Origin of the sequence: Bacillus sp. LNXM12-1, assembly GCF_003004375.1 — a bacterium.
In the GTDB taxonomy this organism is placed as follows: domain Bacteria; phylum Bacillota; class Bacilli; order Bacillales; family Bacillaceae; genus Bacillus.
Window position 1 is genome coordinate 92527 of the sequence record NZ_PVWX01000001.1, and the last position, 14290, is coordinate 106816.

Consider the following 14290-nt stretch of genomic DNA (forward strand, 5'->3'; position numbering starts at 1 on the left):
CATGTTTTCCAAGCACTTGAAATCAGCGTAGAAAAAGGCTTATATCACAGGAGATATAAGCCGTTCTCTTTATTTCTTCTGATTCATATGATGGTTTGATTGATCATTTTGATGTTTGTCTAACTGCTTTTGATCGTTTTGTTTGAGCTGATCATTTGGCTCATTCGTCGGGTCTTTTTCGTGACGATCGATTTCATTTCTCGGCATCTCTGGCATCACGCGGCCGACAATGGCAGCTAGTTCATCCATAATCCCACTTACAGGACGGCCTGCTTGTATTTCTTTGCCCATTTCTTTTAACCGGCTGACTGTATCCGGATCAGCGACTACAACAGCATTCGCACCTTCTGGGTCATTTTTCAGCGCTTTTGCAACTGAATATTTAATGGTTTCTACTTTGCTTCTATCTAAATCATCTTTTACATCAATACCAACAACAGCATAGCGGCCGATGACGATCGCCGTTGCATCATTGACATCTGCTACGTTCTCTGTCACTTTGACAAGATGCTGCGCAACATCTGTGGATGACCGGGCTTGATTGGTCTTTTTCTTTGTTGAGTCTGACACCCGTACTACGTGCTGGCGTCCATCTTGCTTGTCCAGTGCTTCTGGCTTTTCCTGCTGCTGGCAAGCGCCCAACAGAATGATGGCTTGAATCATGAATAATGTCATAAATAGTCGCATCTATATTCCCTCCTTCACAAACTGCATGATTTATTTTATTGTTGAATTAACCTTCTAACTTTATTCATGAAAACATATATTTTAACAATCGTTTTGGGAAAGACAAGGATGAATGAAACCCCGATCAGGAGGCGAAGGACCTGAGTAAAATTTATGTATTAGACACAAATGTGTTATTACAGGATCCGAATTCAATCTTTTCATTTGAAGACAACGAGGTCGTCATACCAGCCGTTGTGTTAGAAGAAGTAGACTCGAAAAAGAGATATATGGACGAGGTTGGGCAAAATGCCCGGCGTGTCTCACGCTTAATCGACGGTTTAAGATCGAAAGGGAAACTGCATGAAAAAATTACACTAGAATCAAAAGGCACGCTGCGCATTGAACTGAATCACCGCTCCTTCCATGAGCTTCAAGAAATTTTTATTGAAAAAACGAACGATAATCGGATTTTGGCAGTCGCGAAAAATTTGAGCTTAGAGGAAGAAACAAAGCCTCATGGCCGGCCTGTCATTTTGGTCAGCAAGGATGTCTTAGTGCGGGTAAAGGCAGATGCTATAGGGCTTCAAGCAGAAGACTTTTTAAGTGACCGTGTCCTGCAAAATGAAGACATCGATAATGGCTATCATGAGCTCTACATTCCGACTGAGCAATTGAATACATTTTATAAGCAAAATCAATTACCAATAAAAGAAGTCACAAGTGCACCATTCAACCCTCATCAATTTGTCATCATGAAGGGAAATGAAGGCGGTTCTGCTTTAGGAATGCTTGATCAAAAGGCAGAGCATGTGAAACGTCTCGTTTATGATCAAGAGTATATTTGGGGAATCCGTCCAAAAAATGTCCAGCAGACGATGGCACTCGAGCTGCTTTTGCGCCGTGACATTCCGCTCGTGACGCTGATCGGAAAAGCGGGGACTGGTAAAACATTGCTTGCACTTGCTGCCGGATTAATGCAGACAGAGGATCTCGGTATGTTTAAAAAGTTGATCGTGGCGCGCTCAATCGTGCCTGTTGGGAAAGACTTAGGCTACTTGCCAGGAGAAAAGGAAGAAAAGCTCAGACCATGGATGCAGCCGATCTATGACAACCTAGAGTTTTTATTTAATACAAAAAAACCAGGTGAGCTTGATGCGATTTTGGCGGGAATTGGATCTATTCAAGTCGAAGCATTAACATATATTCGGGGAAGAAGTATACCTGATCAATTTATTATCATTGATGAGGCGCAGAATTTAACAAAGCACGAGGTGAAAACATTATTAACGCGAGTCGGAGAAGGAAGTAAAATTGTGCTGATGGGAGATCCAGAGCAGATTGATCATCCTTATTTAGACAGCTTAAATAATGGGCTTACGTATGTGATCGAGCGGTTCAAAGGACAGCAAATCTCTGGACATGTCAAGCTTGTCAAAGGAGAAAGGTCTGGACTTGCACAGCTTGCCGCTGATTTGCTATAGTCCAGACCCTCTGACTTATGTAATCATCAGCTCTTTGACACCTTTTATCGGCTGAGTGAGGTTGGACTGATCCGCGAAATAGACGTGGATTGGTCCTTCTTCTGTGATTGGCTTACCATTTTGACTGAAATGAGCAATGCTCTCCATTGCCTGAGAAAGCGGCACAGCAATTGTACCTGTTTCTGTGACAAATTCGCATGTATCCGCATGTTCAAGCGGCTCAGCATTTTTTAGCATATCGCCAAGCTTCATCCCGAAGCTGCCTGTGACGAGTCTTTCCTTTTCGTACTTCTTCTCTGTTTTTAACGTGGGTGGAAGTGTTTGACCTTCTCTTATGACCCGCTCTTGGTCAAGCTCCTGATCTAGCTGATTCTCTTCACTTTCTGCACTTTTTTCAAAGAATGAATCCATTAAAAATTTACGGTCATCAAAAATCCATACACTTGGATCAATGGTGATCTTGTACTGTACGTTCCCCTTGATTTGAATGATGCTCATGTTCAAGACAACCCCTTTCCAACATAAATTATAGAAGTTTTCCCCCGCTTTGTCACTTTCATAAACATGCGTCTCCTTGTACACACTAATCTTACATGAAGGATAGGGAGGATATTAGGCATGGCATGTCGCGACAATGAAGAGCTTCAGCGATTTGTAGAAGAAGCAAAAAAAGTGGCCAAAGATGGTCAAGTAGCATCCTATATTCCCGCACTCGGCAAAGCGGATCAGACGGATTTATCTGTGGCTGTGTATCATGTGAGTAATACGTGCCACTCGGCAGGAGATGTAGATAAACGGTTTACTCTTCAAAGCATTTCAAAAGTATTAGCACTTGCGCTCGTGCTCTCAGAAGAAGGACCAAAAAAAGTATTTCAATTTGTTGGACAAGAACCAACAGGTGACCCGTTTAATTCGATGATCAAACTGGAAACAGCGAGCCCGAATAAACCGCTGAATCCAATGATTAATGCAGGGGCGCTCGCAGTCACGAGTTTAATCAGAGGAGCGACTCCGCAAGATCAGCTGAGCCGTTTGCTTGGCTTCATTAGAGAGCTGGCAAATGACAAAAGCATTACATACTGCAAAGAAACAGCTGCCTCCGAATTTGAGACATCCATGATTAACCGGGCGATGTGCTATTATATGAAGCAATATCATATTATTAGAGGGAACGTAGAAGAAGTCATGGACGTCTATACGAAACAATGTGCCATCATGATGAATAGCTTGGATTTGGCGAAAATTGCTTGTGTTTTTTCATTAGACGGCAGACATCCAGAGACGGGTAAGCAGATTCTTTCGAAAGATGTCGCTAGAATTTGTAAAACCTTTATGGTGACGTGCGGCATGTACAATGCGAGCGGAGAATTTGCCATTAACATCGGAATTCCTGCTAAAAGCGGTGTCTCAGGCGGGATTATGGGGGCGGCACCATATGATTTCGGGATCGGTATCTTCGGTCCAGCTCTGGATGAAAAAGGGAATAGTATTGCTGGGATTAAGCTGCTTGAGCTGATGAGTGAAAAATATGAGATGAGTATCTTTTAATGAAGGAAGGCTTCTTTTTATTTTTACAAAGCGAACTGTACAAATCTGCTTGCAATTTTGGGCGTTTCGCTTTATGATAAATAGAAGAATTAGGTACTCGCCTGGGGAACGGAGGGATACTTTTGGCGTCAGAAATTTTAGTCGATCATCGGCAAAAAGCACTGGCTTTATTAAAATTGGATGCAGATAAAATTTTAAAATTGATCCAAGTGCAAATGGACAACTTAACGATGCCGCAATGTCCTCTTTATGAAGAGGTTTTAGATACTCAAATGTTCGGATTATCGAGAGAAATTGATTTTGCTGTCCGGCTTGGATTAGTTGATCAACATGAAGGTAAGAAACTACTCGATAAACTTGAGAGAGAGCTTTCCGCACTTCATGATGCGTTCACAAAAAAATAATGATTGAAAACTCAAACTTCCTCAACATAAGTTTGAGTTTTTTTGTCCTCTATTTTCTTTTCATTGATTGATGTCAAACGGACTTGATTCTTTCATGAATGACGAACAATATAAAAGAGGTAAAACGAGATCAAACGGAGAAAATGTAGTAGAATAAAAACAGCTAAGAGGATATCAAGCAGTAGAAACAGACGTTAGGAAGAGGATTATATGTTAAAGAGAATGCTAAAATCGTATGACTACTCATTATTGTTCGCCATTATTTTAATTAGCGCATTCGGTTTGGTCATGGTGTATAGCTCAAGTATGATTACATCTGTGATCAGATACGATGCCGCACCAGATAATTTTTTTAAGAAACAGCTTTTATTTATGATCGTTGGAGCGGTCATCTTGTTCTTTACAGCACTAGTTCCATATCAGCTGTTTTCAAATAAGAAATTCCAGATCGGTATGCTGCTGCTATCAGTGTTTTCACTCATCTATGTGTACTTTGGCGGTCATATTGCAGGGAACGCAAGAAGCTGGATCAAAATAGGCCCATTTAGTCTTCAGCCAGCGGAATTTGTGAAGATTGTCGTCATTATCTATCTTGCTGCTGTGTATGCAAAAAAGCAGCATTATATTGATCATATTTTAAGAGGAGTCACACCTCCCATCGTGATTGTCTCGATCTTATGCGGATTTATCATTTTGCAGCCAGACTATGGGACAGCCTTTATCATTGGCATGATTGCCCTTGCGATGATTTTATGCTCAGGCTTTAGCGGGAAAACACTTGCGAAGCTGCTGGCGCTATTTAGTGCCGTGATGGTCGTCGTGACCCCATTTATTATTCTTTTTTGGGATAAAATTTTCACGCAAAATCGTCTCGGGCGTTTTGAGAGTTTCCAAGATCCATTTAAAGATGCAGGGGCGACTGGACATCAATTGATTAATTCCTATTATGCTATTGGATCAGGCGGCTTTTTTGGACTGGGTCTAGGAGAAAGCGTTCAAAAGTACGGGTATCTTCCAGAGCCGCATACAGATTTTATCATGGCGATCATTTCAGAAGAGCTTGGCTTTTTCGGTGTATTTTTTGTTCTCGCTCTCCTTGGCTTCATCGTCGTGAAAGGTTTTTATATTGCAAGAAAGTGTGAAGATCCATTTGGAAGTTTGCTTGCAATAGGAATTTCCTCCATGATTGCGATCCAAACATGCATTAATTTAGGCGGTGTTTCAGGTCTGATTCCGATTACAGGGGTCACACTTCCATTTATCAGCTACGGGGGATCGTCCATCATTTTACTTAGCGGCTGTATGGGAATATTGCTGAATATCAGCATGTTTACTGAATATAAAGAGCGTTACAAAAAGAAAAAATCAATGAGCAAGCCATCAGTTCAAAAAAATGGATTGCAGAAAACTTTGAATCTTTAGAAAACAAAAGTGTACAGTTTTCATTTCTTCCTTTATTATAGAGTACATATAAAATTTTAAGGGATATGGAGGAGTGAGAAATGTCACAGAGAACAATTCAAAAGGTTCTAGTTGCAAACAGAGGGGAAATTGCTATCAGAGTCTTCAGGGCCTGTACGGAGCTCAATTTACGTACAGTGGCCATTTATTCCAAAGAAGACTCGGGCTCTTATCATCGCTATAAAGCAGATGAAGCATATCTAGTTGGAGAAGGGAAAAAACCGATTGATGCCTACCTTGATATCGAGGGGATCATCGAAATTGCAAAACGAAATGACGTGGATGCGATCCATCCAGGTTACGGATTTTTATCTGAAAATATTCATTTTGCAAGACGATGCGAAGAGGAAGGCATTCAATTTATCGGTCCAACTTCTCAGCATTTAGATATGTTTGGAGATAAAGTAAAGGCAAGAGATGAAGCGAAAAAAGCTGGAATTCCAGTCATTCCAGGAAGTGACGGACCAGTTGATTCGGTCAAAGAAGTCGAAAAATTCGGTGAAGAATACGGTTACCCGTTTATTATTAAAGCTTCACTAGGCGGCGGCGGCCGAGGTATGCGGATTGTCAGAACGAAAGAGGAGCTGAAGGAAGCCTATGACCGTGCGAAGTCAGAGGCAAAAGCTGCTTTTGGAAATGACGAAGTATACGTTGAAAAACTGATTGAAAATCCGAAACATATTGAGGTGCAGGTGATTGGTGACAATCACGGCAATATCATTCATTTATATGAGCGTGACTGCTCTGTTCAAAGGCGGCATCAAAAGGTCATTGAAGTGGCGCCAAGTGTGTCTCTTACAGATCAACTGCGTGAAGATATTTGTGAAGCGGCTGTTCAGTTGGCCCAGAATGTATCGTATATTAATGCAGGGACTGTAGAATTCCTTGTCGCAAATGGAGAGTTTTACTTTATTGAAGTCAATCCAAGGGTACAGGTAGAACACACGATCACTGAAATGATCACAGGTGTCGATATCGTCCAAACCCAAATTCTTGTCGCAAAGGGTCATGACCTTCACAGCAAGGAAGTCGGTATACCAAAGCAAGAAGATATTTTTACACATGGCTTTGCCATTCAATCAAGGGTCACAACAGAAGATCCTTTAAATGATTTTATGCCAGACACAGGAAAAATTATGGCCTACCGTTCAGGCGGGGGATTTGGTGTACGACTTGATACAGGGAACAGCTTTCAAGGTGCAGTCATTACACCTTATTACGATTCACTATTGGTCAAGCTGTCCACATGGGCGCTCACATTTGACCAAGCGGCTGCTAAAATGGTCCGAAATTTACAGGAATTCAGGATTCGCGGGATTAAAACAAACATTCCGTTTCTTGAAAACGTGGCAAAGCATGAGAAGTTTCTAAAAGGGGAATACGATACGTCGTTTATCGATTCAACGCCAGAGCTATTTAATTTCCCTAAGCAAAAAGACCGTGGAACGAAGATGCTGACTTATATTGGTAACGTGACCATTAATGGATTCCCTGGTATAGCGGAGAAAAAGAAGCCTCATTTTGACAAGCCAATTGTACCGAAGCTTCCTCTTCATCAAGAGATTCCGTCTGGGACAAAACAATTGTTAGACACACATGGACCTGAGGGCCTTGCCAATTGGGTGAAAGAACAAAATAGCGTCCTTTTAACAGATACAACCTTTAGGGATGCGCATCAGTCTCTGCTTGCGACACGCTTCAGAACACATGATTTAAAGAAAGTTGCCCAGCCAACAGCAGGTTTATGGCCAGAGCTGTTTAGTATGGAAATGTGGGGCGGTGCTACATTTGATGTTGCGTACCGTTTCTTAAAAGAAGATCCTTGGGAACGATTAAAAGAGCTTCGCCAAGAAGTGCCAAACACGTTGTTCCAAATGCTTTTAAGATCATCAAACGCTGTCGGATATACAAACTATGCGGATAATGTGATTAAAGCATTTGTAAAGGAGTCGGCCGAAGCAGGCATTGACGTCTTCCGTATTTTCGATAGCTTAAACTGGGTCAAAGGCATGACGCTTGCCATTGATTCTGTTCGTGAATCAGGCAAAGTGGCAGAGGCAGCCATTTGTTATACGGGGGACATTCTTGATCCATCTCGTCCGAAATATGATCTTGAGTATTATGTATCTCTTGCGAAAGAGCTTGAATCTGCCGGTGCACATATTTTAGGTATTAAAGATATGGCGGGATTATTAAAGCCGCAGGCAGCTTATGAGTTAGTCTCTGCTTTAAAAGATGAGCTCACGATCCCTATCCATCTTCATACGCATGATACGAGTGGAAATGGACTGTTCACCTATGCAAGAGCGATTGATGCAGGCGTTGATATTGTGGATGTGGCCGTCAGCTCTATGGCCGGACTCACATCGCAGCCAAGTGCAAGCTCACTGTACTATGCTTTAGATGGGCATGAAAGAAAGCCAGACATGAACGTCCAATCTGTCGAACACCTTTCTCAATACTGGGATTCTGTCAGAAAATACTATCGTGAATTCGAAAGCGGCATGAACTCACCTCATACAGAAATTTATGAGCATGAAATGCCTGGCGGTCAGTATAGTAACTTGCAGCAGCAGGCGAAAGGTGTTGGCCTTGGCGACCGCTGGAACGAAGTAAAAGAAATGTACAGACGTGTGAATGACATGTTTGGTGATATTGTGAAGGTCACACCTTCCTCTAAAGTAGTTGGAGACATGGCACTTTATATGGTGCAAAATGATTTAACAGAGGAAGATGTCTATGAAAAAGGAGCAACATTAGACTTCCCGGATTCTGTTGTGGAATTATTTAAAGGCTATTTAGGCCAGCCGCATGGCGGATTCCCTGAAAAATTACAAAAGCTGATTTTAAAAGGAGAAGAACCGCTCACTGTCAGACCTGGTGAGAAGCTGAAGCCAGTGGACTTTGAAGCTATTCAGCAGCAGTTCAAAGAATCTCATGACCTGACGCTGACAGAGCAAGACGCGATTGCGTATGCCTTATATCCAAAAGTCTTTTCTGAATTTGTTCAAACAGCAGAAAGCTATGGGGACATCTCTGTTCTTGACACTCCAACGTTCTTCTATGGGATGAGGCTTGGTGAAGAGATTGAGGTAGAAATCGAAAAAGGAAAAACCCTGATTGTCAAACTCGTGTCGATTGGAGAACCGAATCCAGATGCCACAAGAGTTCTTTACTTTGAGCTAAATGGACAGCCGCGTGAAGTCGTGATTAAGGATGAAAGCATCAAATCCTCCGTTCAAGAAAAAATGAAGGCGGACCGTTCAAATCCAAATCACATTGCCGCATCAATGCCAGGCACTGTCATCAAAGTGCTCGTGGAAAAAGGACAGAAAATCTCGCAAGGCGAGCATTTGATGATCAATGAAGCCATGAAAATGGAAACGACTGTACAAGCGCCATTCACTGCGGTCGTAGATGAAATACATGTGACAAATGGAGAACCGATTCAAACCGGTGATCTGCTGATTGTGTTAAAGCCTGAATAATAAGTGAGACACATCCATCGTGATGTGTCTTTTTTTGAGCGCATTAAAATGTGCAGCAGCCTGCGAGAGTAATTACACTATAGAGTGAGGTGAAGAAAGTTGGAAATTGTTGTGATTTGGTTTCGCCGAGATATGCGTTTGGATGATCATATCGCCCTATCAAAAGCGATCACATATGCAAAAAAACACGAGTACAAATTATTGGCTCTTTATCATCTAGATCCATTTTTTACTGAAATGGAACTGGATATAAACAACGAACATTTCTTTCTAAACTTGGCGCATTTCGTCAAGGAAGCGAGAGAATCTCAAATTTATGTTCACCTTCTCCATGATGATGTCCTGCGCGCCTTTCAGCAGGTCATGGATGTGTATGACATCAAAGCCGTCTTTTTTAATGAAGATGAAGTGGGTATCGGCCAAAGGCGTGACCAGCAAGTAACCGATTTTTTAGAAAAGAAGGCCATTCATGTGTCAATGTGGCAAGATACACATCTTCACGGGGCACGAGATATTTTAAAAGCAGATGGCTCACATTATCAAGTGTTTACCCCATACTATCAATCATGGCGGAAGCAAGAGAAGCAGCCTGTGATAAAAGTTGACAAATCATTTTTCAGCAGCGAGCATACGATTTGTGATGAGTCACTTTCGCAAAAAGGAAATGACAAACTGCGAGACTTGTTAAAGGGCTGCTCAAGGAAGTTTGATCAAATCGGCTCAGACAAAGCGATGAACACGCTGCATCACTTTATCCAAAAAAGATTAACGCGTTATCATGAGAAACGAGATATTCCGTCTCTTTTTGGAACGAGCAAGCTGTCGCGTTTCTTAAAAACAGGCACTATTTCGATCCGAACGATTTTTCATGCGATGTATGAAGAAGCACTATTTGAAGACGAGGGCAGAGAGACCTTTATCAAAGAGCTGGCATGGCGCGATTTTCACCATATGATTTATGCACATTATCCAGAGATGAAAGAAAAAGAAATCAATTCGGCGTTTCAAGGAATGAAATGGAATGAAGATGAGGCGCTGTTTGAAGCTTGGTGTAAAGGGGAAACAGGCTTTCCGCTCGTTGATGCAGGGATGAGACAGTTAAACGAGGAGGGCTGGATGCATAACCGCTTGCGAATGGTCACAGCCTCATTTTTAACAAAGGATTATTTGATTGATTGGAGAAAGGGCGAAGCGTATTTTGCAAAAAAACTTGTGGATTATGATGAGGCGTCAAATATCGGAGGATTTCAGTGGGCTGCCTCTGTCGGGACAGATGCCGTGCCGTACTTCCGTATTTTTAACCCAACGACCCAGTCGAAGCGATTTGATCCGAGCGGGGAATATATTAGAAGATATGTACCAGAGCTAGAGCATGTCGATGAAAAGTGGATACATGAACCAATTAAAATGCCATTAGATGAACAACTGAAATCGGAATGTGTGCTAGGTGATACATACCCGCTGCCGACAGTTGATCATCAGGAAAGACGCAAAAAAGCCATTTCGCTATTTGAAGAAGCAAAACAACAATAAAACAAATCCCCCATTCCGCATGAAAGGGGGATACAAATTCTTATTTGAATGGTTCTTTGCTTTCATATTTAAACCGGGCAATGAGTAAGCAGAAGTAACAAAGTATCCCAAACAAACCGGAAATAAAGAATGAATGAGCCAGCGCGTAACCAAGTGCAAGCTGAGAATAAACAGACATCACACCTGAAATGGCTTGAAGTGTAATCAGAATGGCTGAAATAATCCATCCATAATACAGCTGCTTTTGTTCTTTATAATGTTTCATGGCATGGAACATCGCAACAAATATCCAGACGAATAAAAGAAGTGCTGCTGCTCGGTGAGACATTTGCACCCACTGATTAAAGTACGCTGGAAGTGCACCGTCTTTTGAACAAAACGGGAAGACAGAACAAGCAAGGCTTGACTTTGTATGCCTCACATAAGCACCCGTATACACCACGATATACGTATAGGTGATCAAACCATAAATATGGAACTGCATTTTTTTGCCGATATGAAGCGGCTTCACAAGCTTTGTTTCAGATCTGGTTGCTTCAAATACAAGAAGCGCAAGCAGTAACACTGAAGCAAAAGAAATGAGTGAAATACCGAAGTGCAGTGCCATCACAAGGGCGTTAGAACCAAACACGACGGCTAGAGCTCCTAAAAGCGCTTGAAGCAGTAAGAATATAATCGACATGATGACCAAAAATTTGGTTTCACGGAATACTGGACTAATCTTTTTCCAGCATAAGACCGCCAGTGCCAGAACAAGAATGGTGGAAACCCCTGTTGACATGCGGTGACTCCATTCGATGATGGAAGCAGGGTTCATTTCAGGGAAGAAACGTCCGTGGCAAAGGGGCCACTGCCGGCCGCAGCCAAGACCCGAGCCGGTTTTCGTCACAAGCGCACCGCCAATCAAAACGATCAGCATCACAAACGTTGTGATCACGCTCAATAACCTTAAAGCAAATTTCATCAAATTATTTCACCTTCTCTAAAAAACTTCTGATCTAAATGAAAAACCTCATATGCTCTCAAGTTTAAGCCAAATGCGTGTTCTGTTGCAATTCATAATGACCAAAGTTCACAAAAAAATGATATGTTAGTTCACAAAGTTTACAGATTTAGAGTGCTTGATCTTTCTTTGACAGTCTGATAGAAATAGAGGAGAGAATATTTCATTTTGCACCGCCTTCTGAAACACACATAAATCCTTATAAATTCACGAAAAGTTCACAAATAACTTCAAGATTGTCGTTTATTATTTAATAGGATGTTTTTTTACAGCTGTTTATCTTGTATGATAGAGTTGTAACGAATTTACGTTTCATTTGTTCGTTTGAAGGTTTGGGCAAGGGAGGTTATACACATTGGCAAATTCCAAAACAGCCGCGGAAGCAGCTATTCATGGACAAATAGAAGAAACAACAGCTTGGAAAGATTTTCTTGCTCTGATTAAAATGGGCATCGTCAATTCCAACTTCATTACAACATTTACTGGAATGTGGCTTGCTTTTTATTTTACAGGTATGAGTTTCCTTGGGAATCTTGATATTGTGCTGTTAACAATGATTGGTTCTTCTCTTATTATTGCCGGTTCATGCGCCATTAATAATGCGTTTGACCGTGATATTGATATATTAATGGAAAGAACAAAAACAAGACCGACGGTTACAGGTAAGATTCAGCCGGGGCAAGCGTATGCATTTGGTATTTTGCTTGTTGTACTTGGACTCATCATGCTTCTGATGACAACCATAACATCAGCAGTGATTGGTTTTATCGGAGTCTTTACTTATGCAGTTCTTTACACCATGTGGTCTAAACGTCATTACACCATCAATACCGTTATTGGAAGTGTATCTGGTGCGGTGCCGCCATTAATCGGCTGGACAGCTGTCACAGGTACAATTGACACAACGGCTTGGGTTTTGTTTATGATTATGTTCATTTGGCAAATCCCTCACTTCCTGTCACTTGCGATTAAGAAAACGGAAGATTACCGTAAGGCAGGTATTCCAATGCTGCCAGTCGTTTATGGCTTTGAAGTCACGAAACGCCAAATTATCATTTGGACAGCATGTCTTCTTCCACTTCCATTTTTCTTAGGTGGATTAGGATGGCCGATTGTCGCACTTGGCACATTGCTGAATATTGGATGGCTCGTCATTGGCCTTATGGGCTTTAAAATGAAAGACGTCATGAAGTGGTCAACGCTCATGTTCGTTTATTCATTAAACTACTTAACCATCTTTTTCGTCGCGATGATTATCATTACACTATTCTAGAGTAAAATACACTTTGATCACATCAAAACAATGGCTATATCTTATAACACAACATTTTCTAACAACTATGAAAGCCGCCTGATATTCAGTTCTATTTAGGCGGCTTTCTGTTTATACATAGATGGTATTTTGAGTAAAAACATCATTTTTTTATGAAAAGAGGAAATGTAAGTGCTTTTATAAGAGGCGGGGGTTATGAATGGGTGAAAAGTGATTTTATAAATAAGAGGTAAAAAGCGAAAGGCAAAGGAGATCAAGCAAAAGGGGTTGGGACAAATTATGATAAGAAAATGGCGTGTTTATTCACTGTTTCTCTTACTGACGCTCGTTTTGGCGGGCTGTGGTGAACCATACTTATCAACACTCAAACCAGTTGGGGAAGTAGCAGATAAACAGTTTTTCCTAACGGTACTGAGTACACTCATTATGGTTCTTGTCGTCATTGTTGTATCGATCATTTTCTTTTACGTCATCATTAAATTCAAACGTTCTAAAGTGGGAGAAGATACGATTCCAAAGCAGGTGGAAGGGAACCGTAACCTAGAAATTACGTGGACAGCGATTCCGATTCTTCTCCTCATTATTCTCGTTGTGCCTGTTGTGGCATACACGCTTGAGCTTGGGGATACAAGCGCTATGGATAAGAAAAAACGAGATCCTGAAAAGACACTTGTTGTCAATGTAAGAGCCAGTTTATATTGGTGGGAATTCGAATACCCTGATTATGGGATTGTCACAAGTCAGGAATTGATTGTACCGACAGATCAAAAGGTGTACTTTAAGCTGAAAGCATCCGATGTGAAACACTCTTTCTGGGTTCCATCGGCTGGCGGTAAAATTGATACAAACACAGAAAATGAAAACAAGTTTTATTTAACATTTGATTCAAAACGAACGAAAGATGCAGGAGAATATTTCTACGGGAAATGTGCAGAGCTTTGCGGTCCCTCGCATGCTTTAATGGACTTTAAAGTTAAAACGCTTTCTCAAGATGAGTTTTTGGGATGGACGAAAAAAATGGCTGATTACAAGAAGCCTACATCCACAAAAGATCTCGCACTTGAAGGTGAAAAATTATTTAAAGAGAAAAACTGCTTGAGCTGTCATGCAGTAGAGCCTGGTGACGAACGGCCGGAAGCGGCAAGGACGGCACCAAACCTTGCGACCTTCGGAGACCGAACGAAAGTAGCTGGAATCAAAGATATGAACAAAGAAAATGTGAAAGCATGGCTGAAAGATCCAGAGAGTTTTAAACCAGGGAATAAAATGACAGGGACGTACCCTAAATTAAATGACTCAGAAGCAGATGCACTTTATGAGTATTTAAAAGGACTTAAAATCGAGTAATTTCTAACGCGAATGTGCAAGAGGGTATGTGATCGATGTGAAGTTTTTGTTAAGAGCTCCCGAATATGTCTCTACAACCGAGA

At 41.4% G+C, this 14290-nt stretch carries 11 protein-coding genes; 8 read left to right on the top strand and 3 right to left on the bottom strand.

Going from position 1 to position 14290, the window contains the following annotated elements; translation table 11 throughout:
• Positions 1-69: 69 nt before the first annotated feature.
• On the bottom strand, positions 70-687 hold the full coding sequence (locus C6Y07_RS00500; RefSeq protein WP_034662638.1) for a YhcN/YlaJ family sporulation lipoprotein: 618 nt from the start codon (positions 685-687) through the stop codon (positions 70-72).
• Positions 688-827: 140 nt separating this feature from the next.
• Between C6Y07_RS00500 and C6Y07_RS00505 the strand changes: the two genes are divergently transcribed.
• The gene (locus C6Y07_RS00505; RefSeq protein ID WP_106072252.1) at positions 828-2150 is read left to right on the top strand and encodes a PhoH family protein; all 1323 of its coding nucleotides are present in this window, start codon (positions 828-830) and stop codon (positions 2148-2150) included.
• Positions 2151-2165: 15 nt separating this feature from the next.
• Here the strand turns inward: C6Y07_RS00505 and C6Y07_RS00510 are convergent, their stop codons facing one another.
• Positions 2166-2648 (bottom strand): hypothetical protein, encoded by a 483-nt coding sequence (locus tag C6Y07_RS00510; RefSeq protein WP_034662633.1) that lies wholly within the window; start codon positions 2646-2648, stop codon positions 2166-2168.
• A 120-nt stretch (positions 2649-2768) separates the two neighbouring features.
• Here C6Y07_RS00510 and glsA point away from each other — a divergent pair, with 120 nt between their 5' ends.
• The 5 genes from glsA to C6Y07_RS00535 all read left to right on the top strand — a co-directional run bounded on the left by glsA (position 2769) and on the right by C6Y07_RS00535 (position 10584).
• Positions 2769-3698, top strand: coding sequence for a glutaminase A (gene glsA / locus C6Y07_RS00515; protein WP_034662630.1), 930 nt, complete (start codon positions 2769-2771; stop codon positions 3696-3698).
• 122 nt (positions 3699-3820) lie between these two features.
• Positions 3821-4102, top strand: coding sequence for an Fpa/YlaN family protein (locus C6Y07_RS00520; RefSeq protein ID WP_003212509.1), 282 nt, complete (start codon positions 3821-3823; stop codon positions 4100-4102).
• Positions 4103-4312: 210 nt separating this feature from the next.
• A complete protein-coding gene (gene ftsW / locus C6Y07_RS00525; protein WP_034662626.1) occupies positions 4313-5524 on the top strand; it encodes a putative lipid II flippase FtsW in 1212 nt (403 codons plus the stop codon).
• A gap of 80 nt (positions 5525-5604) precedes the next feature.
• Positions 5605-9051, top strand: a complete 3447-nt coding sequence (pyc, locus tag C6Y07_RS00530; RefSeq protein WP_106037795.1) for a pyruvate carboxylase — start codon at positions 5605-5607, stop codon at positions 9049-9051.
• 99 nt (positions 9052-9150) lie between these two features.
• A complete protein-coding gene (locus C6Y07_RS00535) occupies positions 9151-10584 on the top strand; it encodes a cryptochrome/photolyase family protein (RefSeq protein WP_106156130.1) in 1434 nt (477 codons plus the stop codon).
• Positions 10585-10624: 40 nt separating this feature from the next.
• Here the strand turns inward: C6Y07_RS00535 and C6Y07_RS00540 are convergent, their stop codons facing one another.
• Positions 10625-11548, bottom strand: a complete 924-nt coding sequence (locus C6Y07_RS00540; protein WP_060596176.1) for a COX15/CtaA family protein — start codon at positions 11546-11548, stop codon at positions 10625-10627.
• 394 nt (positions 11549-11942) lie between these two features.
• Between C6Y07_RS00540 and cyoE the strand changes: the two genes are divergently transcribed.
• Positions 11943-12860: a heme o synthase gene (cyoE, locus tag C6Y07_RS00545; protein ID WP_003211774.1), complete on the top strand. Its 918-nt coding sequence runs from the start codon at positions 11943-11945 to the stop codon at positions 12858-12860.
• A 279-nt stretch (positions 12861-13139) separates the two neighbouring features.
• Positions 13140-14207: a cytochrome c oxidase subunit II gene (gene coxB / locus C6Y07_RS00550; protein WP_034662616.1), complete on the top strand. Its 1068-nt coding sequence runs from the start codon at positions 13140-13142 to the stop codon at positions 14205-14207.
• Positions 14208-14290 lie beyond the last annotated feature (83 nt).

Bases quoted from the DNA above. Each gene is read 5' to 3' on its own strand.
- C6Y07_RS00500 (WP_034662638.1), bottom strand. From the start codon at position 687: ATGCGACTATTTATGACATTATTCATGATTCAAGCCATCATTCTGTTG.
- C6Y07_RS00510 (WP_034662633.1), bottom strand. From the start codon at position 2,648: ATGAGCATCATTCAAATCAAGGGGAACGTACAGTACAAGATCACCATT.
- glsA (WP_034662630.1), top strand. From the start codon at position 2,769: ATGGCATGTCGCGACAATGAAGAGCTTCAGCGATTTGTAGAAGAAGCA.
- ftsW (WP_034662626.1), top strand. From the start codon at position 4,313: ATGTTAAAGAGAATGCTAAAATCGTATGACTACTCATTATTGTTCGCC.
- pyc (WP_106037795.1), top strand. From the start codon at position 5,605: ATGTCACAGAGAACAATTCAAAAGGTTCTAGTTGCAAACAGAGGGGAA.
- C6Y07_RS00540 (WP_060596176.1), bottom strand. From the start codon at position 11,548: ATGAAATTTGCTTTAAGGTTATTGAGCGTGATCACAACGTTTGTGATG.
- coxB (WP_034662616.1), top strand. From the start codon at position 13,140: ATGATAAGAAAATGGCGTGTTTATTCACTGTTTCTCTTACTGACGCTC.